Annotated in this window: 16 protein-coding genes and 1 pseudogene; 8 read left to right on the top strand and 9 right to left on the bottom strand. The window is 75.5% G+C overall.

From position 1 onward, the window contains the following. The first annotated feature begins 6 nt into the window (after positions 1–6). Positions 7–450: a DUF1232 domain-containing protein gene (locus MRQ36_RS30535; RefSeq protein WP_242800191.1), complete on the top strand. Its 444-nt coding sequence runs from the start codon at positions 7–9 to the stop codon at positions 448–450. Positions 451–483: 33 nt separating this feature from the next. Here MRQ36_RS30535 and MRQ36_RS30540 read toward each other — a convergent pair whose 3' ends face one another. From MRQ36_RS30540 to MRQ36_RS30555, 4 genes are all read right to left on the bottom strand, one after another. Next, positions 484–1032 carry a GNAT family N-acetyltransferase gene (locus tag MRQ36_RS30540; RefSeq protein ID WP_242800192.1) on the bottom strand — a complete coding sequence of 183 codons (549 nt, stop codon included), beginning with the start codon at positions 1030–1032 and terminating at the stop codon, positions 484–486. Positions 1033–1120: 88 nt separating this feature from the next. Further along, the gene (locus tag MRQ36_RS30545) at positions 1121–1933 is read right to left on the bottom strand and encodes an SDR family oxidoreductase (protein ID WP_242800193.1); all 813 of its coding nucleotides are present in this window, start codon (positions 1931–1933) and stop codon (positions 1121–1123) included. Beyond that, the gene (locus tag MRQ36_RS30550) at positions 1930–3243 is read right to left on the bottom strand and encodes an NAD(P)/FAD-dependent oxidoreductase (protein WP_242800194.1); all 1314 of its coding nucleotides are present in this window, start codon (positions 3241–3243) and stop codon (positions 1930–1932) included. Before MRQ36_RS30550 ends, MRQ36_RS30545 begins: the two co-directional genes overlap by 4 nt. 59 nt (positions 3244–3302) lie before the next feature. Beyond that, positions 3303–3938, bottom strand: coding sequence for a TetR/AcrR family transcriptional regulator (locus MRQ36_RS30555; RefSeq protein ID WP_242801479.1), 636 nt, complete (start codon positions 3936–3938; stop codon positions 3303–3305). Between the two features lie 78 nt (positions 3939–4016). Between MRQ36_RS30555 and MRQ36_RS30560 the strand changes: the two genes are divergently transcribed. The 5 genes from MRQ36_RS30560 (at position 4017) to MRQ36_RS30580 (ending at position 7202) form a co-directional block, all read left to right on the top strand. After that, positions 4017–5087 carry an MFS transporter gene (locus tag MRQ36_RS30560; RefSeq protein ID WP_242800195.1) on the top strand — a complete coding sequence of 357 codons (1071 nt, stop codon included), beginning with the start codon at positions 4017–4019 and terminating at the stop codon, positions 5085–5087. Between the two features lie 82 nt (positions 5088–5169). After that, the gene (locus MRQ36_RS30565) at positions 5170–5358 is read left to right on the top strand and encodes a hypothetical protein (protein WP_242800196.1); all 189 of its coding nucleotides are present in this window, start codon (positions 5170–5172) and stop codon (positions 5356–5358) included. Positions 5359–5391: 33 nt separating this feature from the next. Beyond that, positions 5392–5589, top strand: a complete 198-nt coding sequence (locus MRQ36_RS30570; protein WP_242800197.1) for a hypothetical protein — start codon at positions 5392–5394, stop codon at positions 5587–5589. 351 nt (positions 5590–5940) lie between these two features. Continuing rightward, positions 5941–6555 (top strand): hypothetical protein, encoded by a 615-nt coding sequence (locus tag MRQ36_RS30575; RefSeq protein ID WP_242800198.1) that lies wholly within the window; start codon positions 5941–5943, stop codon positions 6553–6555. Between the two features lie 56 nt (positions 6556–6611). Beyond that, a complete protein-coding gene (locus MRQ36_RS30580; protein WP_242800199.1) occupies positions 6612–7202 on the top strand; it encodes a pyridoxamine 5'-phosphate oxidase family protein in 591 nt (196 codons plus the stop codon). 7 nt (positions 7203–7209) lie between these two features. Here MRQ36_RS30580 and MRQ36_RS30585 read toward each other — a convergent pair whose 3' ends face one another. Next, a complete protein-coding gene (locus tag MRQ36_RS30585) occupies positions 7210–8691 on the bottom strand; it encodes a peptide MFS transporter (protein ID WP_242800200.1) in 1482 nt (493 codons plus the stop codon). Between the two features lie 270 nt (positions 8692–8961). On the opposite strand from MRQ36_RS30585, the gene MRQ36_RS30590 reads away from it, so the two are divergent. Beyond that, entirely contained in the window at positions 8962–9303 is a 342-nt protein-coding gene (locus MRQ36_RS30590; RefSeq protein ID WP_046564157.1) for an RNA polymerase-binding protein RbpA, read from the top strand. A gap of 62 nt (positions 9304–9365) precedes the next feature. On the opposite strand, the gene MRQ36_RS30595 is transcribed toward MRQ36_RS30590, so the two are convergent. The 4 genes and pseudogenes from MRQ36_RS30595 to MRQ36_RS30610 form a co-directional block, all read right to left on the bottom strand. After that, positions 9366–9884: an FxsA family protein gene (locus tag MRQ36_RS30595; RefSeq protein ID WP_242800201.1), complete on the bottom strand. Its 519-nt coding sequence runs from the start codon at positions 9882–9884 to the stop codon at positions 9366–9368. A 55-nt stretch (positions 9885–9939) separates the two neighbouring features. Beyond that, on the bottom strand, positions 9940–10716 hold the full coding sequence (locus tag MRQ36_RS30600; RefSeq protein WP_242800202.1) for a polyprenol monophosphomannose synthase: 777 nt from the start codon (positions 10714–10716) through the stop codon (positions 9940–9942). 30 nt (positions 10717–10746) lie between these two features. Next, positions 10747–12368, bottom strand: a pseudogene (gene lnt / locus MRQ36_RS30605) (apolipoprotein N-acyltransferase). A gap of 50 nt (positions 12369–12418) precedes the next feature. Further along, positions 12419–12784 carry a hypothetical protein gene (locus MRQ36_RS30610; protein ID WP_242801481.1) on the bottom strand — a complete coding sequence of 122 codons (366 nt, stop codon included), beginning with the start codon at positions 12782–12784 and terminating at the stop codon, positions 12419–12421. A gap of 494 nt (positions 12785–13278) precedes the next feature. Here MRQ36_RS30610 and MRQ36_RS30615 point away from each other — a divergent pair, with 494 nt between their 5' ends. Then, complete coding sequence (locus MRQ36_RS30615) at positions 13279–13965, top strand: alpha/beta fold hydrolase (protein ID WP_242800203.1); 687 nt, start codon at positions 13279–13281, stop codon at positions 13963–13965. Positions 13966–14166 lie beyond the last annotated feature (201 nt).

Below are 14166 nucleotides of genomic sequence, written 5' to 3' on the forward strand. Positions count from 1 at the left end.
GGCGGAGTGCGTGACTGGCTGGTGGGCCTCGGTGTCGCGGTGGCCGGCCTGATCCTGAGCTGGGGGCTGCTGGTGCTGCTGGCCCGGCGGCTCCCGCCGGGCATCCTGCGGGACCTGGCCGCCTTCATCCCCGACTGCCTCACCGCCGTGCGGCGGCTGCGCCGCGACCCCCGGGTGCCGCGCCGCGCGAAGGTCGCCATCGTGGTCGCCGGGCTCTGGCTGGCCAGCCCGATCGACCTGATCCCCGAGTTCCTGCCGGTCATCGGCCCGCTCGACGACATCGTGGTGGTGGCCCTCGCGCTGCGCTACGCCGGCCGGCAGGTCCCCCGGGAGGTGCTGCTGGCCGCCTGGCCGGGTGAGCCGCGGCTGCTGCTGCGGCTGCTCGGCGCCGCCGACGGGCCCGCCGCCGGCAGCCGCGCGACGGTCGACGAGCCCCACCAGCGGGGGTGACCCAGGCCGGTTCGGCGGTGGGGCCCGGGCCGCTCAGCTCCGGTGCCGCACGTGCCGGTGCCCGTCGCGGGGGAACGGCGGGCGCGCAGGGAGCACCTCCTGGAAGGCGAAGCCGCTCTTCTCCGCCACCCGGCAGGAGGCCGGGTTGTCGATCTGGTGCAGCAGCTCCAGCCGGGTCAGGCCGGCGGCACCGAAGCGGGTGAACGCCCACTCGGTCACCGCCACCGTGGCGCGGGCGGCCACTCCCCGACCCCGTGCCCCGGCCACCGTCCAGTAGCCCAGCTCGGCGTGCTCCCGGCCGGGCACGAACTCCTTGAGCAGCACGTGCGCCACGAGGCGCTCCCCGTCGCCGGTCGGCTCGCAGACGGCGAAGCTGAACCGCCGCTGTGCCGCCCAGCCCTGCCGGCTGCGGCGCAGGAAACCCCGCGCGTCGGCGGTGGTGGTCAACGGGTGCCGGGTCCACTGCCGCAGCACCGGGTCCCGGTATGCGGCGAGCAACGCGGGAATGTCGCCCTCGCACCAGGGACGCAGCAGTAGAGCGGGCGCGGTGTCGGCGGACGCGGCGCGCAGCACGATCGACATTCCGCCAGTGTCGCCCGTCGGCGCGCTCCCGGCGACCCCCCGGTCAGTCGTCGGGGTCCTCGCGGAGCACGGCCACACCACCGGCGCCCTACCGGCCGGTGTCGCGGTGCCGCCGGACCATGCCGGCGGCCAGCGGCGCACCGTCGAGGTCACCGGCGGCGATCCGCCCCGCGACGGTACGCCGGACCAGGCGGTCGGCGAGGGCGGGCGCGTGCCGGGCGAGCGCCATCTCCAGCCGTCCCCGGCCGGTGGTGGCGACGTCGCGGGGTGCCCGCCGGGCGGTGGCCGCGCGCAGGATCGCCGCCACCACCCCCTCGACGGGCTCCATCCGGGACACCCCGCTCAGCGACAGCCCGGCGTCGGCGGTGCTGTCGTGGATCGGTGAGGCGACCATGCTGGGATAGACGACGCTGACCCCGACGTGGGTGCCGACCTCGTGGCGCAGCGCGTCGGCGTACGCCACCAGGGCCCGCTTGCTGACCCCGTACGCGGCGGCCAGGGGCAGCGGCAGCACGGCCATCCGGCTGGCCACGAAGACCACCCTCCCGCGCGCCGGCACCAGGGCGGGCAGCGCCGCGGCCGTGGTGCGCCAGGCGGCGAGCAGGTTCACCTCCAGTTGCCGGCGGACCACCTCGTCGGGGGCCAGTTCGGCGGGGGCGGGTCCACCCACCCCGGCGTTGTTGACCAGCAGGTCCAGCCCGCCGAGCCGCTGCACGGCGGCGGTCACCGCCGGTGGTACGGCCGCCGGGTCGGTCAGGTCGCAGCCGATGGTGTCGGCGTCGCCGTGCAGGTCCAGCCCGACCACCCGCGCGCCGACGCCGGTCAGCGCGGCGCACAGGTGCCGCCCGAAGGTGCCCCGCGCGCCGGTGACCAGCACCCGCCGGCCCGTCAGCCCGGTCACGCCGCCACCTTCGCCCGCCGCCGCCCGGCGGCCAGTTCCCGGTCCAGTTCGGCCAGGTACGCGTCGAAGTCCACCCGCATGGCGGGGCGACGCTGCCCCCACCGGGTGGTCGCGGCGCGCAGTTCGGCCCGGCAGGCGGCCCGCTGCCGGGCCGGGTCCGGTGGCGCCCAGGTGCCGGCGAGCCGCGCGGCGACCAGCCGGGCCTGCGCCTCGACCAGGGGGAACGCCGCCCCGGTGGACTGCATCAGCCCGACGAAGGCCAGTCCGGGGGCGTCCAGGTGGAACACGTGCCGGTACAGCGGCAGCCGGTCGGGGCCGTCGCCGAGCAGCGCCGGGTCGAGGAACGGGATCTCCACCCGGTAGCCGGTGCACCACACCACCAGGTCCACCTCGTCGGCGCGACCGTCGGTGAACTCGACGCGCCGCCCGTCGAAGCGGACGATGCCGGGGCGGGCCTCGATGTCGCCGTGGGTGAGCCGGGACAACAGCCCGTCGGAGAGGGTCGGGTGGTCCTGGAGGAAACCGTGGCCGGGGGCGGGCAGCCCGTAGCGGGTGGGTGGGCCGACGGTGGCGGCCAGCATGGTCTGGCTGATCCGCTGCCGCAGCCGCCAGGGCAGCCGGCGGGCCAGCGCCCCGTTGAGGGTGTCCGACGGGCGGCCGAGCAGGTACTTGGGCACCACCCAGACGCCCCGGCGCAGCGACAGCAGGGTGCGGTCGGCGGCGTACGAGGCGTCCACGGCGATGTCCATGGCGGAGTTGCCGCCGCCGACGACGAGGACCCGCCGGCCGGCGAGCTGGTCGGGTCCCCGGTAGTCGTGGCTGTGCAGCTGCGCGGCGGTGCATTCCCCCGGGTAGCCGTCGGGGAGCCTCGGTGTCCGGTTGTGGCCGTTGGCGACCACCACGGCGGCGACGGTGACCTCGACGGGCCCGTCGGGTCCGGTGGCGTGCACCGTCCAGCTGTCACCGGCGGCGCGGGTGACCCGGTCGACGGTGTGCCGCAGCCGGATGCTGTCGGGCAGGCCGAAGCGGGTGGCGTAGTCGGCGAGGTAGCCGGCGATCCGGGTGTGGTCGGGGTAGTCGGGCCAGTGCGCCGGCATCGGGTGGTCGGCGAACTCGGTACGCCCCCTGCTGGTGTTCAGGTGCAGCGTCCGGTACGCCGGCGAGCCGGCCGACCCGTACACCCAGAGGCCGCCGACGGTGTCGGTCGCCTCGAAGCAGACGGCGGGTACGCCCGCGTCGGCGAGGGCCTTGAGCGTGGCCAGTCCGGCTGCCCCGGCCCCGACGACCGCCACGGTCGGCGCTGTCGCCATCCCACCCTCCCCCGTTAATCCAACGTCCGATGGATAATGCCGAGCGGTCGGCGGCCCCGTCAAGAGGCGTACAGGCCGTCGAGGAGGCGGTGCACGAACGCGCGGAACTCGCGCCGTTCCCGGGCTTCCGAGCCGGCCCCGGCGGCGAGCGCCACCACGTGCCCGTGCACCGCCCACACCAGGCTGCGCACGGTGATGTGCGGGGTGGGCTCCACCAGCGCCCCGTCGGCCGCCGCAGCGGTGAGCAGCTGCTCGACCAGCGCGTACAGCGGGGCCGCGTACCGCTGGTCCAGCTCGGCGTGCCGCTGCGGCTCCAGCCAGCGGCGCAGCCACAGCGCGGTGGTCTCCGGCCGGTCCTCCAGGAAGTCGACGAAGACGTCGACCAGGTCGTGCAGCGCCCCCAGCGCGGCGCCCGGCCCGGCGGCGAGGGCGTCCCGGGCCCGCCCGGCCGCCGCGTCGAGGACCTGCCGTTCGGCGGCGAACACCCGGGCGAAGCAGGCGTCGTAGAGCTGCGCCTTCGTACCTGTGTGGTGGGCGACGGTGGCCACGTCGACGCCGGCGGCGGCGGCGACGTCGCGCAGTGCGACGGCGTCGAAGCCGCGCGCGGCGAAGAGCGCGGTGGCCGCGCCGAGCACCAGCTCGCGGGTGGGTCGCGTCTCGTCCCGCCGGGGTCGGCCCGGCCGTCGTCGGGGCATGGTCATGGCCGCCATTCTGCCCCTACAATCCATCATCCGTTGGATTGGCGGGCCGGTGGGCCCGGACAGGAGGCCGACATGACCGGGCTGGACCGGCCCGCGACCGGGGCGCTGCCCCGCGGCCCGCTGCTCGGCTTCGCCGCCGGCTCGCTCGGCATGGGCGTCTGGGTCACCGTGCCCGGCCTGCTCCTGCTGTACTTCCTCACCGACGTCCTCGCCGTCAGCCCGTGGCTGGCCGGCCTGACACTGCTGCTGCCGAAGGTCGCCGACGTGCTGCTGCACCCGTGGGTGGGGCACCGCTGTGACGTGGAGCAGGCCCGCCGCGGCGACCGGCGGCGGCTGCTGCTGGCCGGTTGTGCCCTGCCGGTGGCGTTCGCCGCGCTCTTCGCCGTGCCCGGCGGGGCCACCGGCGTCGCGGCGGCCGGCTGGGTGGCGCTCTGCTTCGTCGCCGGCAACCTGCTGTTCGCCGCCTACCAGGTGCCCTACCTGGCCACCCCGGCGGACCTGCGGATCGGCTACCACGAACGCACCCGGCTGATGGCCTTCCGGATGGTGGTGCTGACCCTCGGCATCCTGGTCGCCGGGCTGCTGGTAGCCGCTGCTGACCGGCAGGGACACCGCCACCCGCGCCGGCTACCTGCGGATGGCGGTGGTGCTGTGCTCGGGATGGCGCTCGCCGCGATGCTGGTCGGCGTCACCGGCATCGCCCGGCTGCGCGGTGCGGCCCCGGCGACCGTGACGCCGCACGCGACCGGCGGCTGGCAGGCGCTGACCGCCAGCCTGCGCGACCGGCAGTTCCGCCGGCTGGTCGCCGCCTACCTGGCCATGTCCACCACCACGCACCTGGTGCTGGCCGGCGTGCCCTACTACGCGCAGTACGAGCTGGGCCGCGCGGAAGCTCACCACCGTGCTGGTGGCCGCGTTCGTCTCCCCGGCGCTGCTGGTCACGCCCGGCTGGCTGGCGGTGGCCCGCCGGGTCGGCAAGCAGCGGGCCCTGCTGACCGCCCAGGTCGCCTTCGCCGCCGGCGCGCTGGTGCTGGCGCTCGGCCAAGCCCGCCGGCCTGGTCGTGCTGGTGGCGGCGGTGGCGGTGCTCGGGGTGGCGTTCGCCGGCATGCAGCTGCTGCCGTTCTCGATGCTGCCCGACGTGATCCGCGCGGCCGGTGCCGGCCGGGCCGGCACCTACACCGGGGTGTGGACCGCCACCGAGGCCACCGGCGCCGCGCTGGGCCCGTGGGCGTACGCGCTGTGCGCGCGGGCGGTTTCGTCGCCTCCAGCGCCGGGCAGACGGTCACCCAGTCACCCGCCGCGCTGGCCGCGATCCGGTACGGCTTCGGGCTGCTGCCGGCCGTGGTGATGGTGGCCGCCGTGCTGGTGCAGCGCCGCTACACCCTCGACGGCACGGCCCGCGCCGACGACTGACCCGCTGCGGCGCGCCACTAGACTTCGCCCTCGATGGACGCCGAGCCCACCCCCGCCGCCGACACCCGCCCCTGCGCCCACTGCGGGCGGGAGGTGCCGCAACGCGCCGGCGCGGGCCGGCCGTTCCGCTACTGCCGGGACAACGACGGCGCCTGCCAGCGGGCGTCGCGGAACTCCCGGATGCGCCACCGCAACGCCCCCGGCCTGCCCGGCCAGGTGGCGCGCACGTAGGAGGCGGTGGAGCACCTCGACCAGATCGTCGACACCCTCACCGAGGCGTTGCACGCCAGGCCGGCTCACCGCCGGGGTGGAACGGCAGTTGGCGCAGCTGCGCGGAGGCCGCCGCCCAGGTGGCCGCCGCGCACACCGAACGCGACGACGCCCGTCGGGACGCCGAGGACGCGGCGGCGACCGTGGCGCAGGCCCGGCAGGAGACCCGAGGAGGCCACCGCCGACCGGGACGCCGCCCGCGACCGCGCGGACCGCGCCGACGCCGAGGCCACCTCGCCGGGCAGCGCGCCGAACAGGCCGCCACGGCCCAGGACGAGGCCCGCCGAAGCCAGCGCCGCGCAGGCGCTGCGGGTGCAGGCGGAACAGGACCGCGACGCCGCCCGGCACGAGCTGCGTACCCTCCGCGCGGAACTGGACGGCGAGCGCCGCCAGGCGGCGGACCTGACCGCGGAACAGGACGCCGCCCGCAGCCCGACGGAACGGGCGCTGCGCGCGCGGCCGGCGAGGCCGGGCAGCGCGCCGAGAAGGCCCGCGACCAGGCCCGGCGGGCCGGTGCCGACGCCGCGCAGGCCCGCGACCAGGCCCGGCAGGCGCAGGCGGACGCCCAGCAGGCCCGGGACGACGCCGCGGCGGCGCAGCTGCGGGCCGCCGAGGCCGAACGGACGCGCCGCGACGCGGGGCGGCCCGCGACCACGCCGACACCACCGCCCGGCAGGCCGCCGAGGCGAGCCGAGGCGGCAGCTCACCGCGCTGACCGGCGAGCGGGACGCCCTGGCCGCCGACCTGACGGCCGCACGGCAGGCCGCCGCGTCCGCCGAGGCCCGGCTGGCCGAACTGACGGTACGACTGCACACCGCCGACACCGACCGCGACGTCGCCCAACGCCGCGCCACCCAGCTGGCCGACCAGGTCAGCGACCTGGCCAGCGCCCTGGCGAGGCTCGGCGGCGCCCGCCCACCGGCCTGAGCCGAAGGGTGGGAACGGGGCAGCGCGACGCACCCGCCGGCGGCGATGATGCCGCCATGGGGAAGACGTATGAACGCATCGACGGCCGACTGCGGACCTTCATCGCCGAACAGCCGGTCTTCTTCACCGCGACCGCGCCGCTGTCCGGCGACGGCACCATCAACCTGTCCCCGAAGGGGCTGCGTGGTTCCTTCGTGGTGGTCGACGACCTGACCGTCGCCTACCTGGACTTCGCCGGCAGCAACGCCGAGACGATCGCCCACCTGCGGGAGAACGGCCGGATCACGCTGATGTGGTGCGCGTTCACCGGCCCGCCGAACATCGTTCGGGTGCACGGCCGCGGGGAGCCGGTGTTCCGCGACGACCCCCGCTGGCCGGAGCTGGTGGCGCTCTTCCCGGACATCGACATCTCCGTGCACGGCCTGCGGGCGATCATCGTGGTGCGCGCCGAGCTGATCCGGGACACCTGCGGCTACGCGGTGCCGCTGATGACCTACGACGCCGACCGGGACCTGCACGGTCGCCGGTTCGCCCGGGAGGACGACGCGTCGCTGAGCGCCTACTTCGCGGGCAAGGAACACGTGGCCACCAGCATCGACGGGCTGCCCGGCCTGCCGTTGCCGCTGCCGCCGAGCCCGGCGGGGTGAGGCCGGGTCAGTGGATGCCGGCCATCAGCCGCCGGATGTGCCGGGCGAACATCACCGCGCCGAGGCCCAGCAGCACCGACGCGCACCCGAAGGTGAGAAAGTACGTCGGTTCGGGCCAGCTGGCGGCGAGCCGGGCCACCTGCCCACCGATGGCGTCGCCGACGGCGGTGGCGAGGAACCACAGGCCCAGCATCTGGCTGGCGTACTTCACCGGGGCGAGCTTGGTGGTGGCCGACAGGCCGACCGGGCTCAGTGACAGCTCACCGGCGACCTGGATGGCGTACACGGCGACCAGCCACCACGGGGAGACCCGGTCACCGCCGACGGCGGCCTGTGCGGCGGCGGCCATCAGCACGAACGACAGGCCGTTGAGGACCAGGCCGACGGCGAACTTCATCGGCGTGGACACCCGGTGGCCCAGCCTGACCCAGAGCAGCGCGGCCAGCGGCGCGCCGATGATGATGAGGATCGGGTTGACCGACTGGAGCCACGACGCCGGGAAGGTGAAGCCGAACACGGTCCGGTCGGTGCGGTCGGCGGCGAAGATGTTCAGCACCGACCCGGCCTGGTCGTAGATCAGCCAGAACGCCGCCGCGAAGACGAACAGCCACAGGTACGCCTTTATCCGGAGACGTTCGGTGCCGCTGATCTCCCGGTCGGTGAGGATCCGGGCGAAGTAGCCGACGGTGACCAGCACGGTGACGGCGGTGAGCAGGTTGACCACGGTGTTGACGGTGAACAGCCCGGCCACGGCGAGCGCGGCCAGCACCAGCACCGCCACCAGCACGGTCACGCCGATGCGCCGCAACGCCCGACGCCGGTCGGCGCCGAGCAGCGGGTCGGCCGGCAGTGCCCCGGCGTCGCCGAGGTTGCGCCGGCCCAGGACGTACTGCAGCACGCCGAAGGTCATCCCGACCGCGGCGGCGCCGAACCCCAGATGCCAGTTGATCTTTTCGCCGAGGAAGCCGGTGACCAGCGGGGCGATGAACGCGCCCAGGTTGATGCCCATGTAGAAGATCGAGAAGCCGGCGTCCCGGCGCGGGGAGTCCCGGTCGTACAGGGCGCCGACCATGGTGGAGATGTTGGGTTTGAGCAGGCCGGTGCCGAGCACGATGAGCGCCATGCCGGCGAACACGCTCCACCGGGCCGGCACCGCCATCACGTAGTGGCCGGCGGCGATGACCACACCACCCCACAGCACGCTGCGCCGGGCGCCGATGAGCCGGTCGGCGACCCACCCGCCGGGCAGCGCCATCAGGTACACCATCGCGTTGTACGTGCCGTAGACGGCGTTCGCGGAGGACTCGCCCACGGCCAGGCCGCCGTCGGCGACGGACGCGGTGAGGTACAGCACCAGGATCGCGCGCATGCCGTAGAAGCTGAACCGTTCCCACATCTCGGTGAGGAACAGGGTCGACAGGGCCCGCGGGTGACCGAAGAAGGTCTTCCCGCCGGGCGGTCGGGCATCGACCGGCGCGTCACTGGTCATCGTCACCTCCGGCACACGTGCGGCGACTACCGTTACCCGAGGGTCGGCGGCCGACGTCGGCCGCCTTCCCCGGGCTAACATCCCCCGTAACACGCGAAACACTCCACCGTTTCGACCCGGCCGGGGACGACCCCGCCGGGCGGCTGTCCTGGGCGGCTACCCTTGCAGGGATCCGCCCGTGCGCCGGCCCGCCGGCGTGCGCGGGAATGCCCCGGCGGGGACGGACCGTTACACGAGTAGACCAGCACCACGGACGAGGGGAAGTCGATCATGGGCGAGCGTATGCTGCGCGGAAGCCGCCTGGGCGCGGTGAGCTACGAATCCGACCGCAACACCGAGCTCGCGCCGCGGCAGACCCGCGAGTACCTGTGCGCCAAGGGACACCAGTTCGAGGTGCCGTTCGCCGTCGACGCCGAGGTCCCCACGACCTGGGAGTGCAAGTTCGACGGCAGCGTCGCCCGGCTGGTCGACGGCAGCGAGCCGGAGCAGAAGAAGGCCAAGCCGCCGCGTACCCACTGGGACATGCTGCTGGAGCGGCGCTCCATCGCCGAGCTGGAGGACATCCTGGCCGAGCGGCTGCAGGAGGTCCGCACCCGACGCGGTCGCGCCTGACCAGTGACACACGCAAGCGCCCCCGGGATCTCGTCCCGGGGGCGCTTCCGTGTGGTCGTGGGTCAGGGGCGGCCGGGCTCGACGATCTCCCCCTCGATGGCGCGGCCCGGGTCGGTGACCGGCGCGGCCGTCGGGGCGGTCGTCGGTTGCGGGTCACCGCGACGCACCCGCACCCGACGGGGCCCGAACAGGTCCCCGGCGGTCATCGACGACACCCGGCGCTCGGCGGCACGTTGCACGCCGGAGCGGGCCAGCCGGCGCACCGGCGGCACCAGCAGCAACAGCCCCACCAGCCCGCTGACCAGGCCCGGCAACGCCAGCAGCAGGGCACCCAGCAGGCCCACCAGGCCGTCGGTCACCTGCCGTCCCGGTGGTTGCCGCGATTCCAGCGCGGCCCGGAAGCCCCGCCACGCGCGCAACCCTTCCCGGCGCACCAGCACCAACCCCAGCAGCGACGCCGCGAACATCAACAGCACCGCCGCGCCGTAGCCGATCCCCCGCCCCACCAGGACGAACACCGCCAGCTCCAGCACCGCGAGCAGCAGCAGGGCCGGCGGCACGAACCTCAGTACTCGGCGCATCTCACCTCATCTGCCGTGGGAGTCAACCCGCTCCTCCAGCATGACACGTCCCCGCTCAGGGCCACCGGCCCGACCGTCGGGGCCGCCGCACCGCCGCCCGCCTGTCCTGCACCGCCCACGTGGTGATCCGCCACAGCGCCTCCGCGACGATCAGCGGGCTCATCTTGCTGTCGCCGCGTTCCCGCTCGGCGAAGGTGATCGGCACCTCCACGATCCGCACCCCGGCGCGGTGCGCCAGCCGGGACAGCTCCACCTGGAACGAGTAGCCCTGCGACCGGACCGACGTCAGGTCGATCGCGTCCAGCACCGTCGACCGGTACACCCGGTAGCCGCCGGTGGCGTCGGAGACCGGCATGCCCAGCGCCAGCCGCGCGTACAGGTTCCCGCCGCGTGACAGCAGCAGCCGCCGCAGGGGCCAGTTCAGCACCCGCGCGCCGGCCGTCCACCGGGACCCGATGACCACGTCGGCGTCGCGGGCGGCGGCCAGCAGCGCCGGCAGGTCCTCCGGGGCGTGCGACCCGTCGGCGTCCATCTCCACCACCGCGTCGTAGCCGCGCTGCCGCGCCCACGCGAACCCGGCCAGGTAGGCCGCGCCGAGGCCTTCCTTGCCGGGCCGGTGCAGCACGTGCACCCGCTCGTCGGTGCGGGCGAGGGCGTCGGCGACCGCGCCGGTGCCGTCGGGGCTGTTGTCGTCGGCGATCAGGACGTCCACCGCCGGCGCGGCGGCGCGGACCCGCGCCACGATCCCGCTGACGTTGTCGGCCTCGTTGTAGGTGGGCACGACCACGACGACGCGTCCCACCCCGCCGACGGTGTCGGCTGCCTGGCTCACCACTGTCCCGCCTTCCGCCGGCGTCGCTGCTCAGCCGGGGGTGACCTCCCGGCGGCGGCGCAGCACCGCCGCGCCGGCCAGGGCCGCGACGGCCAACACCGTCAGCGCCACCTCCGGCCACACCCCGGCCCGGGTGGCGGGGGTACGCCCGTCCCCGAGCCGCATCTGCCGGACCACCACCTCGGCGGTGTTGAATCCGGTGGCACCGGATACCCGCCCGTCGGGGGCAACGAACCCGGACACCCCGACCGTGGAGGCCATCAACGCGGCGCGGCCGTGCTCCACGGCGCGCAGCCGCACCATGGCCAACTGCTGGCGGGCCTCGGCAACGTCGAAGGTCGCGTTGTTGGTCTGCACCACCAGCAGCTGCGCCCCGCCGGTGACGGTGTCGCGGACGAGGCCGTCGTAGGCGACCTCGAAGCAGATGACGTCGCCGAGGGTGGCCGGCCCGGCGGCCAGCACGCCCGGGGTGGTGCCGGGCACGAAGTCGGAGCGCACCCGGTCCACCTCGGCGCTGACCTTGCGGGCGATGTCCCGCAGCGGCACGTACTCGGCGAACGGGACGGGATGCCGTTTGGTGTACAACTGCCCCAGGTCGGGGCCGCTGCCGGGCCGCCACAGCAGGCCGGCGTTGCGGACCTGCCCCTTGCCGGGGCCCAGCAGCACCGCGCCGACCAGGATGGGCGCGCCGATCGCGTCGGCGGCCTGGGAGATCCGGTAGCCGGCGCCCGGGTTGCGCAGCGGGTCGATGTCGCTGGAGTTCTCCGGCCACACCACCAGGTCGGGGCGGGCCTGCGCGCCGGCGGTGACCTGCGCCGCGAGTGCCAGGGTGGCGTCGACGTGGTTGTTGAGCACGGCCTGCCGCTGGGCGTTGAAGTCCAGCCCGAGACGGGGCACGTTGCCCTGCACGATCGCGACGGTGACGGTGTCGCCGCCGCCGCGGCTACCCGGCCGGCACGGCCAGGCCGACGGCGAGGACGGCGACGAGCGCGGCGGCGGCCTGCTCGGCCGCCACGGCGAAGCCGGACGCCAGCGCCGCCAGCCGAGGGTGACCAGCAGTCCGCCGATCAGCGCCACCCCGCGAACGTGACCAGCGGCGCGCCGCCGAGCGCGGCGAGCCGCAGCAGCGGCGAGGAGTCCTGGCTGAACGCCAGCCGACCCCACGGGAACCCGCCGAACGGGGTGCGGTCCCGCAGCGCCTCCTGCCCGACCCACAGCACCCCGGTCACCGCCGGCCACGCCGCCCGGTACCGGTCGACCAGCGGCGACACCCAGGCGCCGGCCGCGCCCAGCAGCGCCAGGTAGCCGGCCTGCAGCAGCGACAGCAGCACCCACGGCAGGTAGCCGGTGTGCAGGTTGGTCCACTCCAGCAGCGGCGCGAACAGGGTCACCCCGGCCAGGAAGCCCGGCCAGCCGACGCCGCGGCGCACCGCCGGTGCACGGCGGCGGCGAGCTGCGCCACCCCGACCGGCGCGAGCGGCGCCACACCCCGTAAGGGGGGAACGCGGCCAGCAGCGCCAGCCCGGCCACCACGGCCAGCGGCACGGCCACCGTCAACCTCAGGGGACGGGGCTTCCCGGCGTCTCGGGCCCCGTCCGTGGCCCGCGTCTCTTCCCGGTCGAGCGTCGTCACCGGCACCTCACCACGATCACGCGCCGAAGGCTACCCGTCCCGGCCCGCCCGGCGTCGCTCCGGTGGCGGCCTAGTCGGGCAGGTGGATCACCGGCAGGTCCCCGTCGCCGTAGCGCGGTTCCCCGGTCAGGATCGGGGCGTCGTGCTCCAGGCAGGCCAGCACGGTGGTCGCCAGGTCCACCCGGCCGGTGAAGCCCCGCCAGTACGCCAACTCCTGCCACGACGCCGCGGCCGTCGGGAGCACGGCGCACGCGTCCAGACCGAGCAGCCGGCCCAGCGCCGCCCGGTCCTTCGGGTCGTCCACGACGGCGAGGGTCTCCGCGGCGGTCACGGCGGTCACCCCGAACCGGACCCCGTCGGCGATCACCTCGTGCAGCGGCTCGCCCACGTGTACCGATCCGGCCAGGTACGCCAGCAGCGCGGAGCGGTCCAGCACCAGCCGTACCGGCGGCGCGTCGGGCGTCGTCCGCGGCCGGCGCCCGCGCGGCACCGGTGGCCTCGGTGTCGATCGCGGCCTGCACCCGCTCACGGACCGCCTGGTAGCGCTCCGACGGCCAGGCGGCGTCCACGGCGGCGCGGGCCGCCCGCGCCCGCGTCACCCCCTCCTCGGTCACCGGGATGCCCTGGTGCGCCAGCTCGGCGCTCAGCGCCTCGCGGCGCATCAGCGCCCGCGCCGCCTCCACCAGGTAGGCACTGGCGTTGGGTTCGCGTTCCAGCCGCTCGGCGACGTCCGGCGGAACGGAGATCGACAGCTTCCGCACCGGTCTGGTCATACCGGGAAGCCTAGCCCGGTAGCACCGTCGGTGGTGGTCGCCGCGCCGATCAGCCGCGGCGGCGGGGTACCAGGACCGTGACGTCGTCGTGGTCCGCCGCCCCACCGGCCGCTGACCACCACCCGGACTGTCGTACCCGGCTGGCAGGGTGGCGGGCATGGCGACGACCTACGTGCTGATCCCGGGGGCCGGCGGCGAAGCCGCGTTCTGGCAGCCCCTGACGACCGAACTGCGCCGCCGCGGCCACGACGTGGTGCCGGTGGACCTACCCGCCGCCGACGAGCGGGCCGCCCTGCCGGAATACGCCGCCGTCGTCCGCGCCGCCGTCGACGGCCACGACGACGTGGTGCTGGTCGCCCAGTCGCTCGGCGCGTTCACCGCGCCGCTGGTGGCCGACCACCCGGCGGTGCGGCTGCTGGTGCTGCTCAACCCGATGATCCCCGCCCCCGGGGAGACCCCCGGCGAGTGGGGGGACGCGACCGGCCACGGCCCGGCCCGCGCCGCGTACGCCGCCGCGCAGGGCCGCGACCCGGACGCCCCGGTGGACCTGGTGGTGGACTTCCTGCACGACGTGCCCGACGAGGTGGCCGCGTCGCTGCTGGCCGGTGACCGGGCGTCGGAGTCCGAATCGGTGTTCACCCGACCCAACCCGCTGCGCCGGTGGCCGGACGTGCCGACCCGGGTGGTCTCCGGCCGCGACGACCGGCTCTTCCCGCTGGAGTTCCAGCGCCGCCTGGCCCGCGAACGGTTGGGCATCGAGCCCGCCGTGCTGCCCGGCGGGCACCTGCTCGCCATGAGCCAGCCGGTGCTCCTGGCCGACCTGCTGGAGTCCTGGCACCCCTGACCCGGGCGTGGACGGCAACGAAATCGGGGCGCGGCTCACGCCGCGCCCCGATGCTCCCAGGCCCTTCCCGGCCGGTGGGGCGAGAGTGAACGGCGCCGACCTTCGGACCGACCCGACGTGGACTGGCTGCCCCCGCCTGGCCGTTGTCTACTGGCCGTGCCTTTCACCCTGCCCGTACACCGGTAACCGCGGCCGGTTCGC

This window comes from Micromonospora sp. R77, from assembly GCF_022747945.1.
GTDB lineage: Bacteria > Actinomycetota > Actinomycetes > Mycobacteriales > Micromonosporaceae > Micromonospora.

Bases quoted from the DNA above. Each gene is read 5' to 3' on its own strand.
- MRQ36_RS30540 (WP_242800192.1), bottom strand. From the start codon at position 1,032: ATGTCGATCGTGCTGCGCGCCGCGTCCGCCGACACCGCGCCCGCTCTA.
- MRQ36_RS30550 (WP_242800194.1), bottom strand. From the start codon at position 3,243: ATGGCGACAGCGCCGACCGTGGCGGTCGTCGGGGCCGGGGCAGCCGGA.
- MRQ36_RS30555 (WP_242801479.1), bottom strand. From the start codon at position 3,938: ATGCCCCGACGACGGCCGGGCCGACCCCGGCGGGACGAGACGCGACCC.
- MRQ36_RS30560 (WP_242800195.1), top strand. From the start codon at position 4,017: ATGACCGGGCTGGACCGGCCCGCGACCGGGGCGCTGCCCCGCGGCCCG.
- MRQ36_RS30570 (WP_242800197.1), top strand. From the start codon at position 5,392: ATGGACGCCGAGCCCACCCCCGCCGCCGACACCCGCCCCTGCGCCCAC.
- MRQ36_RS30580 (WP_242800199.1), top strand. From the start codon at position 6,612: ATGGGGAAGACGTATGAACGCATCGACGGCCGACTGCGGACCTTCATC.
- MRQ36_RS30585 (WP_242800200.1), bottom strand. From the start codon at position 8,691: ATGACCAGTGACGCGCCGGTCGATGCCCGACCGCCCGGCGGGAAGACC.
- MRQ36_RS30590 (WP_046564157.1), top strand. From the start codon at position 8,962: ATGGGCGAGCGTATGCTGCGCGGAAGCCGCCTGGGCGCGGTGAGCTAC.
- MRQ36_RS30595 (WP_242800201.1), bottom strand. From the start codon at position 9,884: ATGCGCCGAGTACTGAGGTTCGTGCCGCCGGCCCTGCTGCTGCTCGCG.
- MRQ36_RS30615 (WP_242800203.1), top strand. From the start codon at position 13,279: ATGGCGACGACCTACGTGCTGATCCCGGGGGCCGGCGGCGAAGCCGCG.